This window comes from Streptomyces sp. NPDC002754, from assembly GCF_053592315.1.
The window spans coordinates 124,377-141,235 of record NZ_JBSFVM010000004.1 but is presented as its reverse complement, the minus strand read 5'-3'; the positions used below and the strand labels follow the sequence as shown (position 1 = coordinate 141,235).

Annotated in this window: 21 protein-coding genes; 14 read left to right on the top strand and 7 right to left on the bottom strand. The window is 70.3% G+C overall.

Features of this window, described 5'->3' with window-relative positions:
* Positions 1–4: 4 nt before the first annotated feature.
* The 7 genes from sufC to dapD all read left to right on the top strand — a co-directional run bounded on the left by sufC (position 5) and on the right by dapD (position 4,902).
* Positions 5–769, top strand: coding sequence for a Fe-S cluster assembly ATPase SufC (gene sufC, locus ACWD2L_RS12785; RefSeq protein WP_351344722.1), 765 nt, complete (start codon positions 5–7; stop codon positions 767–769).
* A complete protein-coding gene (locus ACWD2L_RS12780) occupies positions 766–2,025 on the top strand; it encodes a cysteine desulfurase (RefSeq protein ID WP_351344719.1) in 1,260 nt (419 codons plus the stop codon). The genes sufC and ACWD2L_RS12780 overlap by 4 nt, the downstream gene beginning before the upstream one ends.
* A 19-nt stretch (positions 2,026–2,044) precedes the next feature.
* Complete coding sequence (gene sufU / locus ACWD2L_RS12775) at positions 2,045–2,503, top strand: Fe-S cluster assembly sulfur transfer protein SufU (protein WP_351344716.1); 459 nt, start codon at positions 2,045–2,047, stop codon at positions 2,501–2,503.
* Positions 2,500–2,838, top strand: coding sequence for a metal-sulfur cluster assembly factor (locus ACWD2L_RS12770; protein WP_266720908.1), 339 nt, complete (start codon positions 2,500–2,502; stop codon positions 2,836–2,838). Before sufU ends, ACWD2L_RS12770 begins: the two co-directional genes overlap by 4 nt.
* Before the next feature lie 123 nt (positions 2,839–2,961).
* Positions 2,962–3,282, top strand: coding sequence for a DMT family transporter (locus ACWD2L_RS12765; RefSeq protein ID WP_351343481.1), 321 nt, complete (start codon positions 2,962–2,964; stop codon positions 3,280–3,282).
* On the top strand, positions 3,282–3,821 hold the full coding sequence (locus ACWD2L_RS12760; RefSeq protein WP_351343483.1) for a TetR/AcrR family transcriptional regulator: 540 nt from the start codon (positions 3,282–3,284) through the stop codon (positions 3,819–3,821). Before ACWD2L_RS12765 ends, ACWD2L_RS12760 begins: the two co-directional genes overlap by 1 nt.
* A gap of 79 nt (positions 3,822–3,900) precedes the next feature.
* On the top strand, positions 3,901–4,902 hold the full coding sequence (gene dapD / locus ACWD2L_RS12755) for a 2,3,4,5-tetrahydropyridine-2,6-dicarboxylate N-succinyltransferase (protein WP_351343485.1): 1,002 nt from the start codon (positions 3,901–3,903) through the stop codon (positions 4,900–4,902).
* A gap of 72 nt (positions 4,903–4,974) precedes the next feature.
* Here dapD and ACWD2L_RS12750 read toward each other — a convergent pair whose 3' ends face one another.
* Entirely contained in the window at positions 4,975–5,295 is a 321-nt protein-coding gene (locus ACWD2L_RS12750) for an SCO4225 family membrane protein (protein ID WP_351343487.1), read from the bottom strand.
* Positions 5,296–5,434: 139 nt separating this feature from the next.
* Between ACWD2L_RS12750 and ACWD2L_RS12745 the strand changes: the two genes are divergently transcribed.
* Entirely contained in the window at positions 5,435–5,581 is a 147-nt protein-coding gene (locus ACWD2L_RS12745; RefSeq protein WP_351343489.1) for a hypothetical protein, read from the top strand.
* An 81-nt stretch (positions 5,582–5,662) separates the two neighbouring features.
* On the opposite strand, the gene dapA is transcribed toward ACWD2L_RS12745, so the two are convergent.
* On the bottom strand, positions 5,663–6,550 hold the full coding sequence (gene dapA, locus ACWD2L_RS12740; protein WP_351343490.1) for a 4-hydroxy-tetrahydrodipicolinate synthase: 888 nt from the start codon (positions 6,548–6,550) through the stop codon (positions 5,663–5,665).
* A gap of 212 nt (positions 6,551–6,762) precedes the next feature.
* Here dapA and ACWD2L_RS12735 point away from each other — a divergent pair, with 212 nt between their 5' ends.
* From ACWD2L_RS12735 to ACWD2L_RS12720, 4 genes are all read left to right on the top strand, one after another.
* Positions 6,763–7,062 (top strand): hypothetical protein, encoded by a 300-nt coding sequence (locus tag ACWD2L_RS12735; RefSeq protein WP_351343492.1) that lies wholly within the window; start codon positions 6,763–6,765, stop codon positions 7,060–7,062.
* Positions 7,059–7,244, top strand: coding sequence for a hypothetical protein (locus tag ACWD2L_RS12730; RefSeq protein WP_351343494.1), 186 nt, complete (start codon positions 7,059–7,061; stop codon positions 7,242–7,244). The genes ACWD2L_RS12735 and ACWD2L_RS12730 overlap by 4 nt, the downstream gene beginning before the upstream one ends.
* Positions 7,241–7,957, top strand: a complete 717-nt coding sequence (locus tag ACWD2L_RS12725; RefSeq protein ID WP_351343496.1) for a hypothetical protein — start codon at positions 7,241–7,243, stop codon at positions 7,955–7,957. Before ACWD2L_RS12730 ends, ACWD2L_RS12725 begins: the two co-directional genes overlap by 4 nt.
* Positions 7,958–8,020: 63 nt before the next feature.
* Positions 8,021–8,773 carry an SRPBCC family protein gene (locus ACWD2L_RS12720; RefSeq protein WP_351343498.1) on the top strand — a complete coding sequence of 251 codons (753 nt, stop codon included), beginning with the start codon at positions 8,021–8,023 and terminating at the stop codon, positions 8,771–8,773.
* A gap of 19 nt (positions 8,774–8,792) precedes the next feature.
* Here ACWD2L_RS12720 and ACWD2L_RS12715 read toward each other — a convergent pair whose 3' ends face one another.
* Positions 8,793–10,631, bottom strand: coding sequence for an endonuclease/exonuclease/phosphatase family protein (locus ACWD2L_RS12715; RefSeq protein ID WP_351343501.1), 1,839 nt, complete (start codon positions 10,629–10,631; stop codon positions 8,793–8,795).
* Positions 10,632–10,843: 212 nt separating this feature from the next.
* On the opposite strand from ACWD2L_RS12715, the gene ACWD2L_RS12710 reads away from it, so the two are divergent.
* Positions 10,844–12,283 (top strand): hypothetical protein, encoded by a 1,440-nt coding sequence (locus ACWD2L_RS12710; protein WP_351343504.1) that lies wholly within the window; start codon positions 10,844–10,846, stop codon positions 12,281–12,283.
* A gap of 194 nt (positions 12,284–12,477) precedes the next feature.
* Here the strand turns inward: ACWD2L_RS12710 and ACWD2L_RS12705 are convergent, their stop codons facing one another.
* From ACWD2L_RS12705 to ACWD2L_RS12690, 4 genes are all read right to left on the bottom strand, one after another.
* Positions 12,478–12,924 (bottom strand): hypothetical protein, encoded by a 447-nt coding sequence (locus tag ACWD2L_RS12705; RefSeq protein WP_351343507.1) that lies wholly within the window; start codon positions 12,922–12,924, stop codon positions 12,478–12,480.
* A 17-nt stretch (positions 12,925–12,941) separates the two neighbouring features.
* On the bottom strand, positions 12,942–14,096 hold the full coding sequence (locus ACWD2L_RS12700; protein ID WP_351343510.1) for a chymotrypsin family serine protease: 1,155 nt from the start codon (positions 14,094–14,096) through the stop codon (positions 12,942–12,944).
* A gap of 50 nt (positions 14,097–14,146) precedes the next feature.
* The gene (locus ACWD2L_RS12695; protein ID WP_351343513.1) at positions 14,147–14,386 is read right to left on the bottom strand and encodes a hypothetical protein; all 240 of its coding nucleotides are present in this window, start codon (positions 14,384–14,386) and stop codon (positions 14,147–14,149) included.
* Positions 14,387–14,472: 86 nt separating this feature from the next.
* Positions 14,473–15,228, bottom strand: coding sequence for an SDR family NAD(P)-dependent oxidoreductase (locus ACWD2L_RS12690; protein WP_351343521.1), 756 nt, complete (start codon positions 15,226–15,228; stop codon positions 14,473–14,475).
* A gap of 134 nt (positions 15,229–15,362) precedes the next feature.
* Between ACWD2L_RS12690 and ACWD2L_RS12685 the strand changes: the two genes are divergently transcribed.
* Positions 15,363–16,853 carry an alkaline phosphatase PhoX gene (locus ACWD2L_RS12685; protein ID WP_351343516.1) on the top strand — a complete coding sequence of 497 codons (1,491 nt, stop codon included), beginning with the start codon at positions 15,363–15,365 and terminating at the stop codon, positions 16,851–16,853.
* The last annotated feature ends 6 nt before the right edge of the window (positions 16,854–16,859 follow it).

Sequence of the window (16,859 nt, the reverse complement as noted above, 5' to 3'; positions counted from 1 at the left end):
ACCCATGGCTACGCTTGAAATCCGAGACCTGCACGTCACCGTCGAGGCCGACAACGCCACGAAGGAGATCCTCAAGGGCGTCGACCTCACCGTGAAGCAGGGCGAGACGCACGCCATCATGGGCCCGAACGGCTCCGGCAAGTCGACCCTCGCCTACTCCATCGCGGGTCACCCCAAGTACACGATCACGCAGGGCACCGTCACCCTCGACGGCGAGGACGTCCTCGAGATGTCCGTCGACGAGCGCGCCCGCGCCGGCATGTTCCTCGCCATGCAGTACCCGGTCGAGGTCCCCGGCGTCTCCGTCTCCAACTTCCTGCGCTCCTCCGCCACCGCCATCCGCGGCGAGGCCCCCAAGCTGCGCACGTGGGTGAAGGAGGTCAAGGGCGCGATGGAGACCCTCCAGATGGACCCGGCCTTCGCCGAGCGCAACGTGAACGAGGGCTTCTCCGGCGGTGAGAAGAAGCGCCACGAGATCCTCCAGATGGAGCTCCTCAAGCCGAAGATCGCGATCCTCGACGAGACCGACTCCGGCCTCGACGTCGACGCCCTGCGCCAGGTCTCGGACGGCGTCAACCGCGTCCGCGAGACCGGTGAGGTCGGCACGCTCCTCATCACGCACTACACGCGCATCCTGCGCTACATCAAGCCGGACTTCGTGCACGTCTTCTCGGCGGGCCGCATCGTCGAGTCCGGCGGCCCCGAGCTGGCCGACACCCTCGAGGCCGAAGGCTACGAGAAGTACACGAAGGGTGGCGCAACGGCGTGACACAGCAGCTGCCGGGCCTCCTCGACACTGAGGCGATCCGCAAGGACTTCCCGATCCTCGACCGGGTGCTCCACGACGGCAAGAACCTCGTGTACCTGGACAACGCGGCGACCTCGCAGACGCCGCGCCAGGTCCTCGACGCCATGACGGGGTACTACGAGCGGCACAACGCGAACGTCCACCGTGGCGTGCATGTGCTGGCCGAGGAGGCCACGGCGCTGTACGAGGGCGCGCGCGACAAGGTCGCCGCGTTCATCAACGCGCCGAGCCGCGACGAGGTCATCTTCACGAAGAACGCCTCGGAGTCGCTCAACCTCGTTGCCAACATGCTCGGTTGGGCCGACGAGCCGTACAAGGTCGACCACGAGACCGAGATCGTGATCACGGAGATGGAGCACCACTCCAACATCGTTCCGTGGCAGCTGCTCTCGCAGCGCACCGGCGCGAAGCTGAAGTGGTTCGGCCTCACCGACGACGGTCGCCTCGACCTGAGCAACATCAACGAGGTCATCACCGAGAAGACGAAGATCGTCTCGTTCGTCCTCGTGTCGAACATCCTGGGCACCCACAACCCGGTCGAGGCCATCGTGCGCCGCGCCCAGGAGGTCGGCGCCCTGGTCCTGATCGACGCCTCGCAGGCCGCTCCGCACATGCCGGTCGACGTGCAGGCGCTGCAGGCCGACTTCGTGGCCTTCACCGGGCACAAGATGTGCGGCCCGACCGGCATCGGCGTCCTGTGGGGCCGCCAGGAGCTGCTCGAGGACCTTCCGCCCTTCCTGGGCGGCGGCGAGATGATCGAGACGGTGTCCATGCACTCCTCGACGTACGCGCCCGCGCCGCACAAGTTCGAGGCCGGTACGCCGCCGATCGCGGAGGCCGTCGGCCTCGGCGCGGCGATCGACTACCTGAACTCGATCGGCATGGAGAAGGTCCTCCAGCACGAGCAGGCGCTCACCGAGTACGCGGTGAAGCGGCTGCAGGAGGTCCCCGGCCTGAAGATCATCGGCCCGGCCACGGCCGAGGACCGGGGCGCCGCGATCTCCTTCACGCTCGGTGACATCCACCCGCACGACGTGGGCCAGGTCCTCGACGAGCAGGGCATCGCGGTCCGGGTCGGTCACCACTGCGCACGGCCGGTCTGCCTGCGGTACGGAATTCCTGCGACCACGCGAGCGTCGTTCTATCTGTACTCCACGCCGGCCGAGATCGATGCTCTGGTCGACGGCCTGGAGCACGTACGGAACTTCTTCGGTTGAGGGGTTGGCGAGGAGTCGCATGAAGCTGGATTCGATGTACCAGGAAGTCATCCTGGACCACTACAAGCACCCGCACGGTCGGGGCTTGCGGGATGGCGACGCCGAGGTGCACCACGTCAACCCGACGTGCGGTGACGAGATCACGCTGCGCGTGAAGTACGAAGGCGAGAAGATCGCGGATGTCTCGTACGAGGGGCAGGGCTGTTCCATCAGCCAGGCCTCGGCGTCCGTACTGAACGATCTGCTGGTCGGCAAGGAGCTCGGGGACGCGCGGCAGATCCAGGAGACCTTCCTGGAGCTGATGCAGTCCAAGGGACAGATCGAGCCGGACGACTCGATGGAGGAGATCCTGGAGGACGCGGTCGCGTTCGCCGGAGTGTCCAAGTACCCGGCCCGAGTCAAGTGCGCCCTCCTGAGCTGGATGGCGTGGAAGGACGCGACGGCCCTGGCTCTCGCACAGGAGGCGAAGACCGCATGAGTGACAGCACGGCAGTGGAAATGAAGCCGGCCTCCGAGGAGGAGGTCCGCGAGGCGCTGTACGACGTCGTCGACCCCGAGCTGGGCATCGACGTCGTCAACCTGGGCCTGATCTACGGCATCCACGTCGACGACGCGAACATCGCGACGATCGACATGACGCTGACGTCGGCGGCCTGTCCGCTCACGGACGTCATCGAGGACCAGGCGAAGTCCGCGACCGACGGCATCGTCAACGAGCTGCGGATCAACTGGGTCTGGATGCCGCCGTGGGGCCCGGACAAGATCACGGACGATGGCCGTGAGCAGCTGAGGGCGCTCGGCTTCAACGTGTGAGCAGTTCAAGCCCCGCCGGCGATTGAGGCGCGGGGTCCGGGGCAGAGCCCCGCGACCGCAACCCCGCTTCTCCTCAATCGCCGGCGGGGCTTGTTTTTGCTTCCGTTATGTACACTCGTACACATGGGATATGTGCTGCTGGGCGGCGCCATAGTCGCCGAGGTGGGGGCCACCACCGCCATGAAGTACAGCGAGGGGTTCAGCCGGCTCTGGCCCTCGCTGCTCACCGTCGCCGGCTACCTCGTCGCGTTCGCGCTGCTCGCGCAGACGCTGAAGACCGTGCAGATCGGCACCGCCTACGCGATCTGGGCGGGCACCGGCACGGCGATCATCGCCGCGATCGGCATGCTGTTCCTGGGCGAGGGCCTGACGCTCGCCAAGGTCGGCGGGATCGTCCTCGTCATCGGCGGCGTCGTGCTGCTCAATCTGGGCGGGGCGCACTGATGGCCACGCGCCGCTACGATCCCGAGCGCCGCCAGCGGATCATCGACGCCGCGATCCGGGTCGTCGGGTCGAAGGGGATCGGCGGGCTCAGCCACCGGTCCGTCGCCCGCGAGGCCGATGTGCCGCTCGGCTCGACCACGTACCACTTCAAGACGCTCGACGAGCTGATGGTGGCCGCGCTGCGGCAGGCCAACGAGGGCTTCGCGAAGGTCCTCGCGGGGCACCACGCCATCGAGGACCCGGACAGCGATCTGCCCGCCGAGTTGGCCGCGGTGCTCGGCGAGTGGCTGGCGGGGGACCGGGACGGCGTGGAGCTGGAGTACGAGCTGTATCTGGCCGCACTGCGCAGGCCGGCGCTGCGGCCCGTCGCCGCCGAGTGGTGCGAGGAGCTCGCGGAGGTCGTCTCCCGGCGCACCGACCCGGTCACCGCGCGGGCGCTGGTCGCGCTGATGGACGGGATCTCGCTCCAAGTGCTGCTGACGGGCGGCGAGTACGACGCCGGGTACACGCGGCAGATGCTGGCGCGGCTGATCCCCTGAGCGCGGCGGCGCCCGGCTGGTGAGATGGGGGTGGGCACCGGTTGGCCTCCACGGGCCCGCGCCGATTAGGTTTGGCCCCATGACCGACACCACACCCTCCCCTGCAGGTCCTCGCTCCACCGGCGCCGTCGCCGCCGGTCTCGCCACCATCACGACCGACGGCACCGTGCTCGACACCTGGTTCCCGAAGCCCGAGCTCGTCGCCGAGGCCGGTCCGGCCGGGACCGAGAAGCTCTCCGCCGAGAAGGCCGTCGAGCTGCTCGGCGAGGGCGCGGCGAAGGCGATCGGCAGCGACGCCCGTCGTGGCGTGGAGATCGTGGCCGTCCGCACGGTCATCGGGTCCCTCGACGACAAGCCGTTCGACGCGCACGACGGCTACCTGCGCCTGCACCTGCTCTCCCACCGCCTGGTGAAGCCGCACGGCCAGAACCTGGACGGCCTGTTCGGCCTCCTCACCAACGTGGCCTGGACCTCGCTCGGCCCGGTCGCCGTCGACAACCTGGAGACGGCCCGGCTGAACGCGCGCGCCGAGGGCCTGAACCTCCAGGTGACCTCCGTGGACAAGTTCCCGCGCATGACGGACTACGTCGCCCCCAAGGGCGTGCGCATCGCCGACGCGGACCGCGTCCGCCTGGGCGCGCACCTCGCCGAGGGCACCACGGTCATGCACGAGGGCTTCGTGAACTTCAACGCCGGCACGCTCGGTACGTCGATGGTCGAGGGCCGCATCTCCGCGGGCGTCGTCGTCGGCGACGGCTCCGACATCGGCGGCGGCGCCTCCACCATGGGCACGCTCTCCGGCGGCGGCAACGTCCGTATCGTCATCGGCGAGCGCTGCCTCGTCGGCGCCGAGGCGGGCGTGGGCATCGCGCTCGGCGACGAGTGCGTCGTCGAGGCGGGCCTGTACGTCACGGCGGGCACCCGCGTCACGATGCCCGACGGCCAGGTCGTCAAGGCCCGCGAACTCTCCGGCGCCTCCAACATCCTCTTCCGCCGCAACTCGGTGACCGGCACGGTCGAGGCCCGCCCGAACAACGCGGTGTGGGGCGGCCTCAACGAGGTGCTGCACAGCCACAACTGACCTGCGTCGGCCGGTACAGGCGAGCGCCCTCCCGTGGCTCACGGGAGGGCGCTCGTGTGTCCGCGGAGGGTGTCAGGCGGTCCGGCCGACGCGGCGGCCGCGCAGGGCCTCCAGGGCCGCGCCGAGCGCCAGGGACTGGAGAAGGGCGCTCACGGCGATGCCGGTGGCGAGCAGCCACGTGGGCGCGTCCGTGCCACCGACCGCGCCGATGATCCCCATCGCGAGCAGGGACGTCGGGGCGGTGAAGAAGAAGGGCCAGACCCCGACGAAGCCCGGGTCGGAGGACGTCAGTACGACGACGCCGGTGAACAGGACGGACGCGCCGACGAGGCCGAGGTAGATCGCCGAAGCCGGGTTGGTGACGGTCAGGCGAAGAAGCGTGCGGGCATTCATGGGTCGTCTCCCCGTGGGTGGTGGTGCCGTTCTTCTCCCATGGTCACGCGGGGTGGGCGCCGCCGTCATGAGTATCCGTACCTGAGTTCGTCCACTCAGGGAGACCGCCGACGGCAGCGGTCCGGAGGACTTTCGGTTCGTGCCCGACGGTGACCTCGTGGGCGGGAAGAAGGAGATCGCCGTCGCCGTGAACGACGCGCGGACCGGCGAACTCGTCGACAGGCTGCCCGCGCAGCAACTGCTCGCGATGGCAAGGGCGAGTTCCGAAGCCAGTTGCTGCTGGTGACGGTCGGCAGCGACAAGGTCGTCCAGCTGAGCGACTTCCTCAAAGCGTCGGTCGACTGTCCGGGGCGCTGGTCGCCCCTGTTCACGACGCGCTGAGCAGCTTGTCGAGCGCCACTCGCAGCCCGTCGGTCGCTTCCTGGCCGGCGGGTCGCAGGGGTGCGCGGACCGGGTTGCCGAGGAGCGCCTTCACGGTGACCGTGCCCGGCAGACCCGCGTTCATCATCAACTGGGTGAGAGGGATGGTGAGTTGCTGGCGGCGCGCGGCCTCCGCCGTGTCGCCCGCGTCGTACGCGTCGATGACGGCGCGGAAGGCGGCGGGCGCCACGTTCGAGACCGTCGAGACGTAGCCCGCGCCGCCCAGTGCGTACAGCGCCAGGACGTACTCGTCGCAGCCCGTGTAGTACGCCAAGTTCGTTTTGGACATGACCCGTTGGGTGCCGAGAAGGTCGTACGCGCAGTCCTTCACGGCGACGATCCGGGGGTGGGCCGCGAGCCGGATCATCGTCTCCGGCTCGATGCGGGTGCCGGTGCGGCCGGGGATGTCGTACAGCATCAGGGGGAGGCCCGTGGCGTCGGCGACCGTGCGGAAGTGTGCCTCGATTGCGTCCTGCGGTGGGCGGCTGTAGTACGGGGTGACCACCAACAGGCCTTCGGCGCCCGCCTGTTGGGCCTGGCGGGCGAGGTCGACGGTGTGGCGGGTATCGGACGTGCCGATGCCGGCGACGACCTTCGCGCGGCCGTCGACCGCCTCGCGCGCCGCCCGTACGAGGTCGGCCTTCTCCGCGTCCGTCGTCGTCGGCGACTCTCCGGTCGTGCCGGAGAGGACGAGACCTTCGCAGCCTTCGGTGACCAGCTGGTCGGCCAGCTTCTGGGCGGCGGCGAGGTCGAGCGCGCCCGTACGTGTGAAGGGCGTGACCATGGCGCACAGGGCGCGGTTGAAGGGGGAGGGGCGTGGGGTTGCGTCGGTCATGAGGGGAGTGTCGGCCCGGGCGCTGTGTAGCTCCACTTAATTCTGCTACGAGGTGGTGCGAAGCACTGCTGAAGTGTTGAGGCGGAATCCGGGCAACAGGGCTGGAGTGTGCCGCTTTGCGCCAGGTTTGGCTGAGATGTGCACTTCAGGTGGCGCGGCGGGAACCCGATGAACCGCAGTGAAGATGCTGGTCAGTTCGCGAGGTGCGTGTGGTGCGAGAGATGGTGATGGCGCTTGCCGCGCCCGCGGTGATGTGTGCGAGTGGGGTCTACGCGGCGTGCGCCGTGTGGTGGCGGCGCAGGCACCCGGCGCCCGCGCCCTGGTCGCAGGCCGGGCTGCGGCTCGCGGGGGAGCGGGCGGTCGCCGTGGCCGAGGCCGTGGTGGCCGACGAGCATGCCCTGCTCGTGCAGGACGCCGACCGGACCGGTGCCAAATCGGGTCGTATGCGCCACCATGAGAGGCCGGTGACCGGCAACCGGGTCGCCGAAGGCCGTTCAGGGGAGGCGCCATGAGGCTGGGCAGGGCACTCGCCACCGGAATCGCCGAAGAAACGCCGCGGACGACCGAGCGGCCCGAGCGGCCCGAGCGGACCGAGCGGACCGAAGTGGACGGCAATGCACGGGAGTTGACGCCCGAGACCGCCGTGCGCGCCGAGGCCGTACCGGAGCCCGCCGAGGTCCCGGCCGCGCGATGAGGCTGCGGCTCCCTCAGGAGCGCCCGGCGGAGCCGCCCACCGGTTACAAGATCGCCCACCCCGTGCTCGCCGCGGACGGTGGGAGCGCCGGTTTCCTGGGTGTCTCGCTCGGTGCCGCCGCGCCCTACAAGGTGCTCGACGAGGCGCGCTGCGTATACGGGCGACGGCACCGCGCGCCGCACCGGCGCTGCGACTGCGGATTCCACTGCGTACACGAACGCCGGTGCGCGGAAGGGCTGTTGGTGCAGGCCGAGCATCGCAGGGCGGTACTGATCGAGGTGTCCGTCCTCGGGCCCTACATCCGGTTCGAGCGCGGGTTCCGCTACGGACGTCAGCGGGTGCGCGCCGCCACCGTCGGGCCGTGTCCGTGCGGCACCGAGGCGGCCGTGCTCGCCGACGCGGGGTGGGGGTGCGACGGCCGGCTGGTGCTGGAGGCGGCGTGCGCCGGGTGCGTCGAAGGGGAGGGGAGCGCAGCGACTTCCGCAGAAGGGTGGCGGCGGGCGACGGGTGGGCGGCCGCGCTGGACCCTGGAGGCGTTCGCCCGGATCGCGGGTGACGGGCTGCGGGTGCGCGCCGCACCGGGGGTGGGGCCGCGGGGGCCCGCCCCACAGATGCCCGAACCGGCCGCGGAAGCGGCACTGCTCCAGGCGCGACTCGACTGGTTCCAGGGGCAGTTGGCGCGCCTGGGGCGGGCGATGGGAAGTGGTGGGTAGTCGAGCGGGGGCGGGCTCGGCCGACCTGTGGGACCGTGAGTTCATGCGACGGATTCGGCGGTCATGAGCGGGGCCCGTGACGGCGGAAAGCCGTTCGAGATCCCGCGCGAGTTCGAGGTCGGCGTCGGCCCCCAGCAGGTGTGGGACGCCGTCACCAAGGGGTCCGGCGGCTGGCTGTGGCCCATGGAGTACGAGCCCAAGGAGGGCGGCGAGGGCCCCTTCCACTCCGTACTGACCGTGTGGGACCCGCCGCGCCGGCTCACCGTCCGCTCCGACGACCCGGCCGCCCTGCCGCCCGGACAGCCGCTCAATCAGCTCGACTGGACCATCGAGCCGCGCGACGGCGGCGCCCGGTCCCGGGTCCGCTACGTCCACAGCGGCGTCTTCACCGAGAACTGGGACGACCTCTTCGACGGCGCCGACAAGCACACCGACTTCTACCTGCACACGCTGCGCCAGTACGTGACGCACTTCGCGGGCCGCCCGATCGCCTTCGCCACGCTCGACGGGCCCGGCACCTCCGCGAACCGCGAGGCGCTCACCGCCGTCGGCCGCGCGCTCGGCCTGCCCTCCGACGCGACGGAGGGCGCGCGGGTCCGCGTCCAGGGCCCGGCCGGGCAGACCCTGGACGCCGTGCTCGACTACCGCGACGCCCATTTCCTCGGGCTGCGCACCGAGGACGCCCTGTACCGCTTCTTCGGGCGCGGCCACTGGGGCGCGCCCGTCGGCGTCAGCGTCCACGACTTCGCACAGGACGCGGACGCCGCGCGGAACGAGGGCGAGTGGGGCGACTGGCTGGCGCACGTCTTCGCGTAGCCCCTGGAGCCGGGCGGTTCTAGGGACGGAAGCGCAGTACCTGCGGGTCGTGATCGCTGATCTGGTCGTGGAACTCGCTGTTGATGTGCACGCTGTCGTACGCGAACGCGTCCTTGGCCCTGATCGACGGACTGATCAGGATCTGGTCGAGGACCTGGCTGTTGCCCTGGTAGTCATACGTATAACGCTCGTGCTTCGGCAGGGACTTGATCGCCGACCAGAGCGCGCCGCCGGCCTCCAGGCGCTGGGCCGTGCCGGAGAACTCGAAGTCGTTGATGTCGCCGAGTGCGATCACGTCCGCGTCCGGCTGCGCCTTCAGGATGTCGTTGGCGAAGGTGTTCACCACCGTCGCCTGTGCGTGCCGCTGCGTCTCCGAGGAGCGCGCGGGCGGCTGGTACTGGGAGGTCAGGCCCTGGTCGCCGCCCTTGGACGCGAAGTGGTTGGCGATCACGAAGACCGGCTTGCCGCGGAACGTGAACTCGCCGGCCAGCGGCTTGCGGCTGTTCGCCCACGCGGCGTCTCCGGGCGCCACGCGGCCGGGTGACGCGGTGAGCGCCGCCCGGCCGTTCTCGCTGGTCACGCCCACGGGTGTGGTGGCGTCGCCGCCAGGGCGGCCGGTGAAGGACACGCGGTCCGGGTTGAACAGGAAGACCTGGCGGATGTTGCCGCCCGGCTCGCCACCGTCCTTGTTGTTCTCCGGGTCGACCGAACGCCAGTCGTAGCGGGGGCCGCCCGCGGCGGCGATCGCGTCGATCAGCTTGCGCATCGTCGCGTCCGCGGCGACCGTCCCGTCGTTCTTCGCGCCGTTGTTGTCCTGGATCTCCTCCAGGGACACGATGTCGGGCGAGCGCAGACGGTCGACGATCGCGGCGGCGTGCGCGTCGAAGGTGGCGTCGGACGGGTCGAGGTTCTCCACGTTGTACGTCGCCACGGCCAGCTCGCCCGGCTTCTGCGCGCGGGTCGTCTCGGGCTGAAGTGCGGACTGCTTCATGACCCCCAACTCCCGTGCCACCAGCGTGTATCCACCGTACTGGTTGAAGTCGAGCGGGCCCTCGGTGGCGCCGGACAGGACGTCACCGACGTCGGCCGCGGGGAAGTCCGCGAGCGCGCCGAGCGACTGGATCTGCAGGCGCCCGCCGTTCTGGTCCGCGTACGAGCCGTAGCGGGTGCCGCCGTGCTTCGTGCGGTTCTCGTGCGGCTTCACGGTGACCCACAGCTCGCCGTACGCGTCGGACGCGGTGACGACCCGCGAGGAGCCGACGCGCACGTTCTGGCCCTCGAGCGACTCGTAGTAGTCGAGGGCGTACGCGCGCGGGTGCAGGGGCAGCTTGTTGACCGAGCCTTTCGCCGCCGGGTCGCCCTGTGGCGCGTACGCGCGCGGGACCGACTTGTCGCTGATCGTGGTGACCGGCACCCGGTTGCCCGAGGAGTTCACGGTCACGGTCGGCTTCGTCAGCTCGGTGAGCGACTGGTTGCCGGACGAGGCGCCGCCGGGCACGTACTCGGAGACCGTCGCGGAGACGGTGACGGAGTCCCCGACCCGCACGGTGGGAGTGGAACTCGTGAAGACGAAGACGCCCTCGCTGGTGGCCGGGTCGGCGTCCGGCTCGGTGTCCTGGAACCAGAAGCCGCGGGACGAGCCGTACGTTCTGACGCCCGTCACCACCCCCGTCACGCCGGTGACCTGCTGTCCGGCGAGCGGGGATATGCGGGTGGCGCCCTGGATGTCGTGGATGGCGACGTCGGCGGCCGCGGCCGGGTGGGCGGGGAGCGTGGCGAGGGTGCCGGACACCGCCGCGCAGGCGACGGACAGCGCGGCGAGGCGCGACCGGGACAGCACGTACTTGCTCGGCTTCATGTTCGACTCCTAGTCGGGAGAGGCGTGCGACGCCTTCTACGCGCGTCAATTTCCGTCCTGCGCCCACGAGTTGTCAAGGTTTCGGGGATGTCGGGGACATGAGGAGAAGCCGACCGGTCCGTGAACCCGGCAGCATGGGTGTAAATCCGTCTAGGCTGGGCGGTCGCAACGCAACGTAGGCCCCCTGCACGTCCCCCTAGGAGAACCAGCCGATGTCAGACAGCTCCCCCCTGCCGCCGGTGCGGCTGCCCGCCGAAGCGGAGCTGGCGCGGGACGCCCTTGCCACCCCCCTGCTGTCCCGCGCGGTGAAGCTCGCCCGCTGGGCCGGTCCCGAGACCCGGGTCGGCGCGGGCGGTGAACTCGTCGAGGAGCAGCTGCCCGCCGCCGCGGCCGAGCTGGGGCTCACCGAGACCATCGACGAGGCCGACAGTGCCGCGTACGCGAGCGAGGCCTGGCGCATCGCCGTCGACACGGGCCTCGTGGAGGTCGTCGACGAGGAAGAGGGCACCGTCACGGTCGGCGAGGAGCTCGGCACGCTCACCTCCGGCGGCCCCTCCGACGTGCTCACGGTGTGGCTGGGCGCGCTCGACACCGTGCTCGCCGACGCGAGCGTGCCCGACCTCGACGACCTGGTCGGCGCCATCGAGGAGGGCGGCGACATCGACTTCTCGCAGCTCGACTGGGACCCCGAGGCGGAGTCCGAGTTCCTGGAGGGCGTGCTCGGCAACCTCTACCTGCTGACCGTCAGCGAGGGCGGAGCGGGCGAGGAGGCCGTGCCGCTGCCCGCGCTCGCCGCGTCGATGATCGTGCCCGACGACATGGGCCAGCCGACGGACGACGTGCTGGAGCAGGTGTCCGACGCGATGATGCGGCTCGACGACCAGTTCCGGATGCTCGACCCGATCGGCCTGGTGGAGTTCCAGCCGGTCGACGAGGCGCTCATGGCCGACGCCGACGAGCCGGTCGCCGAGCCGGTCGACGACTCCGACGTCTCCCGCTACGGGATGGTGCGGCTCACCCCGCTCGGCCTGTACGGGGTCCGGGCCCGGATGCTCGACGCGGGACTGGACGCGCCGGCCGTCGGCGACCTCGCCGACAAGGGTGCCGACGCGCTGCTCGACGGCACCACCGGGTTCCCCGAGGCCGCCGCGCAGGTCGAGATCGAGCAGTGGCTCGCGCGGCGCGAACCGCTGGCCGCGGCGCGGGAGTTGTTGGGTGCGGCGCGTGGCGGCGACGAGTGGGCGCCGCTGCGGCGACTGCGGTGCCAGCAGGCGCTTTCGTTGGTCGGTGGGGAGGCGGAGCCGGCGCTGCGTGAGGTGCTCGACGATGCGGAGCTTGGGGGGCTTGCGCGGGTGTGGCTGGCCGAGCACGGGTTTGCGGATGTACCGGCGCCGTCGCAGGACCTGGTGTTCTGGTTGACCGTCGACACGATCGCCGCGCAGCTTTCCATCGAGGGGAACTCGGAGGAGTTGCAGGCGTTGGTGGAGGGGCTTGCGGCGCAGCACGGGGGGTTTTTCGCGGCGGCGTGGCGGGTGGAACATCCCGCTACCGCGGATGTGTTGGAGGCGATGGGGCGGTTGCATCCCGATAAGAAGGTGGCGAAGGAGGCGCGGAAGGCGGCGTTCAAGGCGCGGTCCGCCGGCGGGAGTTGAGGGTGCGCGGCGCCGTGGTTGCGGTCGCGGGGCTCTGCCCCGGACCCCGCGCCTCAATCGCCGGCGGGGCTTGATTTGTGCGCATTCGCCGCCGAAGAGGCATGAATGTGCGCCTCGGCGGCGAGGAGGCACGAATGGTGCGCCTCGCCGCCGAGACTTGATCTACTCAGCCGCCGCTGATGGTGCGCGCGGGACTAGCAGAGATACCGCGTCGTGTGTTTGAAGGATGAGGACGCGCCGTCGAAGCCGTATGTGCCGCGGTAGGACGGTGGGTTCTGGAATTCGCCTATCAGCGTGATCGTGGAGGCGCACGAACCCTGGCCCGACCGTTTCGCGTCCAGGCGGATGGTGTCGCCGATGAAGCCGCCCGTGATGTCCCACGGGGCTCCGCAGATGCCCGACGTGATCTGGCCGCCGGTCACCACGAACGGGTGCGTGTTCGGGTTTATCTTCGCGGTGATGGCGAAGGTGACCGAACCGTTGTTCAACTCCAGCTTGCAGTCGACCGTCAGCGCCTCCGCCGACACCTCGCGCTGCGTGGCGAACGCCTCGTCGCGGGTCTTGACCTCCGCACCCTGCGGGTTGTGGAAGCGGTGTTCCGAGCGGCTCTGGTTCTTGCCCTTGCGTGCCTGAGTGGTCATGGCGTTTCCGTCACCTCCTATGCCAGTTGCTCAGCGATCTCGACGCGCAGCAGGGTGCGCACGTTCTCGATGTGGTTCTCGACCGTGACCGTCGTCGACCCGGCGAAGAGCAGGCCGACCGCCACGTTGTCGTAGGACGTCACGAGCGAACCGGAGTCCCCGCCCGCGGACATGTTGGTGGTGAGGATCTGGTCCTTGAAGCGGGCCGTGCCCGCCGTGCCGTAGTTGACGTCGATAGTGGCGTCGACCGAGACGATCCGGCCGAAGGACACGTTCGTCGTACGGCCCGTCTTCTTCACCAGGTCGCCGACCGCGACGTTCGCCTTGCGGCGCCAGGCGCGCGGCGGTCCGCTGAAGTACTGGTCCCGCGTGGCGTCCTGGAACTGGACCTCGGCGAGCGCGCAGTCGACCACGTTGTTCTGCCGGTCGAGCGGCGTCTGCGGGGCGAACTGGATGGTGATGAAGCGGGACAGCGTGGCGATGCGGTCCGCGGGGTCCGTGCCGCCGTCGAACCGGCCGGGCTGCACGATGGCGCTGCCCAGCTGGGCCCGGTTGGAGTCGGCGAGGACGTGGTTGTTGGAGAGGATGTAGAACTTCGCCGGGGTGCCGAGGCCAGGCCCCGGCGGGTCCACCGTGGCGCCCGGCAGGAAGTCGTAGACCACGCTGCCGAGGGTGCCCGCGGTGATGGCGACGTTGCCGACCGAGAAGCCGGAGGGGCAAGGGCGCATCCGGCGTACGAGCTGCTGCGGCTCGAAGCCCTGGAGCCCGCCGAGCTCTTCGAGCAGTGGCTGGCCGTGGCCGGAGAACTGCTGGGCGATACCGCCGTCGGGGCCGTACGTGACCTCTTCGGAGCGGGCTCCGGAGGGGCGGCTCTGCCGGCGGTGGGCGGAGATATGGCCGACGGCCACGATGTCGGTCGGGGTGCCGTCGTCCATCTGACGCGGAATCACATCCCGTTCCGGCAGCAGGGATTCGGGTACTTTCTGGGTCACGAAGACGAGGACGGCCTCCTCGCCCGTCGGCTCGCCGTTCGACCATTTCACGCCGTGGCCGAAGCCGACCACATTGGCAAGGGGCGCCTCGCGCCGCAGGAAATCACTGGTCGCTTGCTGCCGGGAGCTGTCGCTGAGCTGCCCTCCGGCGGGTCCGCGCATCAATTCGGGCTGGCGCACGCCAGACCACCTCTATTCCCCTGACTTGCCGCTGAAGTGCGGGGGACCCCTCACCGCTCGTCGTTTTGGGCGTGCACGTCGCCGATCGCGAGCACACGCACCGGTACCCCGTCGAGCGCTTCGGGGACGACGTCCTCCGCACGGAGCCGGTCGCGGGGCACTTTGCGGGTCACGAAGACGACGATGACGTCCTCGCCCGAGTGTTCGTCCTTCCCGGTCCCGACTCCGGTGACATTGGCCAGCCTCATCAGCCGGCTCTCATGGAGGGCGCGTGCCTGGCGTACGTCCACGGCCCGCACCTCCGAACTGTCTTCTGCCGCCTGTCTATTGCCGCACGGCAGACCGGTCAAGGTGTACCGCGCGAAATACGGAGACGTCACGTACGCAGGTACGAGGCGCCGTTCAGGTCGAGGACGGTGCCGGAGGCCCACTGCGCGGCCGGTGAGGCGAGCCACAGGACGGCATCGGCGATCTCCTCGGCCGACGCCACGCGGCCGAACGGGCTCTGCGCGCGCACCTCGTCGGTCAGCCGGTGCGCCACCCGCTCCGTCTCGATGAAGCCGGGCGCCACCGACGCCACCCCGATCCCGTGCGGCGCGAGCGCCACCGCGAGGGACTGGCCGAGCGCGTGCACGGCCGCCTTCGTCGCCCCGTACGCCGGGTGGTCGGGCTCGCCCTTGAAGGCGCCGCGCGAGCCGATGTTGACGATCCGGCCCGCCGTGCCCTGCCCGATCATGCGCCGCGCGGCGAGGTGGCTGAGGTTCGCGGTGCCGAGCAGATTGACGGAGACGTGGCTCTGCCACAGCCGGGCCCACTCCTCGTACGAGGTGGTGGCCGGCGGATGCGGCAGGTTCACGGCCGCGTTGTTGACCAGGACGTCGAGGCCGCCGAGGCCGTCCGCCGCCCGCTCGGCGACGGACTGCGCGCCCTCGGGGTCGGAGATGTCGCCGCCGACGAGGACGTGCCCGTCACCCGTGAGCGAGTCGAGCGTGGCCCGCGCCTCGTCCTCCCGCGAGCCGTAGTGCACCGCCACCCGGTCGCCGTTCGTCGCGAAGGCGCGGGCGAGCGCCCGGCCGAGGCCCCGCGAGGCCCCGGAGACGAGGACCCGGCGGCCGGAGGGCGGAAGATTCACGGAATTCACGGATGTCACGGCAGTGGGCCCCTCGACGTCGGACGGTGTTCAACCGCCGTTTATACGCGAGCGAGAACGTATGGCCGAAAACAGGGCCCGTTCACTCTCATCGATCACCACGGGAGACAGCCACCATGTCGCTCACTCGCAGGGACTTCACCAGACGATCCGCGGCCACCGGCGCGGGCATCGCGCTCGCCGGGTCCGTCGGCTCCCTGGCCACCGCGCCGAACGCCCTCGCGGCCACCGACGACGGGGGCGTCGACGTACTCAAGGGCAAGGACAAGGGCAAGGGCGGGGGAGTCGGCTACGGTCCGCTGATCGACGACCCCGACGGCATCCTCGCGCTGCCCGAGGGCTTCTCGTACACGGTCATCACGTACTGCGGGAAGACCAAGCTGGAGTCCGGTGAGTTCACGCCCTCCAACCACGACGGCACCGCCACCTTCGCGGGCCCGCGCGGCGCCACGCTGCTCGTCAACAACCATGAGCTGGCGGGCGCCCGTGCCGACTGGCCGCACCCGGTGCCGCTGACCGAGGGCCTCGTCTACGACCCGATGGCGGCCGGCGGCTGCACCGTCGTGGAGGTCCGCAGGGGCGGCGAGGTCGCCGAGTGGGTCGGCATCGCCGGCACGGCCACCAACTGCGCGGGCGGGCACACCCCGTGGAACACCTGGCTGACCTGCGAGGAGACCGAGGACAAGGCCGGCAAGTACGGCTTCACCAAGGACCACGGCTACGTCTTCGAGGTCGACCCGGTCGACCATCCCCAAGCTCTCAACTCCGTTCGAGCAGGGGAGACCCCATTCGCCAACAGGTCCCCGAAGCCCATCAAGGCCTTCGGCCGCTACGCGCACGAGGCCGTCGTCATCGACCCCAAGCGCGGCCACGCCTATCTCACCGAGGACGCCTCGGGCCCCAACGGCCTGCTCTACCGCTGGGTTCCGCCGAAGGGCTTCGAGCACGGCCGCGGCAAGCTGCGCACCCTCGCCGACGACGCGGGCGTGCTGCAGGCGACCCGGTGCTTCGACTCGGGCGGCCGCTTCGTCGACGACCTGTCCCGCGCCACGAAGATCGGCACGACGTACGGCGTGGACTGGGTCGACGTCCCCGACCGCGACGCCAAGTCGGTCTCCACGCGCAAGCAGTTCAAGGACGGCGAGATCACCCGCGCCCGCAAGCTCGAGGGCATGTGGTGGGGTGACGGCGGCGCCTACGTCGTCTCCTCGTTCGCCCGCGAGGAGAGCCCCGTCGCGCACGACGGCCAGGTCTGGTTCTACGACCCCAAGCGCCGCACGCTGACGCTGAAGGTGCTGCTCGGCGTGAACCCGGACCCGTCGAAGGACGGCGCCCTCGACGGCCCGGACAACATCACCGTCTCCCCGTACGGCGGTCTGGTCATCTCCGAGGACGGCGAGGGCATCCAGCACCTGTTCGGGGCGACCGAGCGGGGCCGTACGTACCCGATCGCGCGCAACGACCTGAACATCGGGACCGCGGCGGAGCCGGAGTACAGCGAGATGACGGGCGTGACGTTCTCGCCCGACGGCTCGACCCTCTACGCGAACATCCAGAACCCCGGCATCATGCTGGCGATCAAGGGCCCCTGGAAGCGCCAGAAATAACGGGAG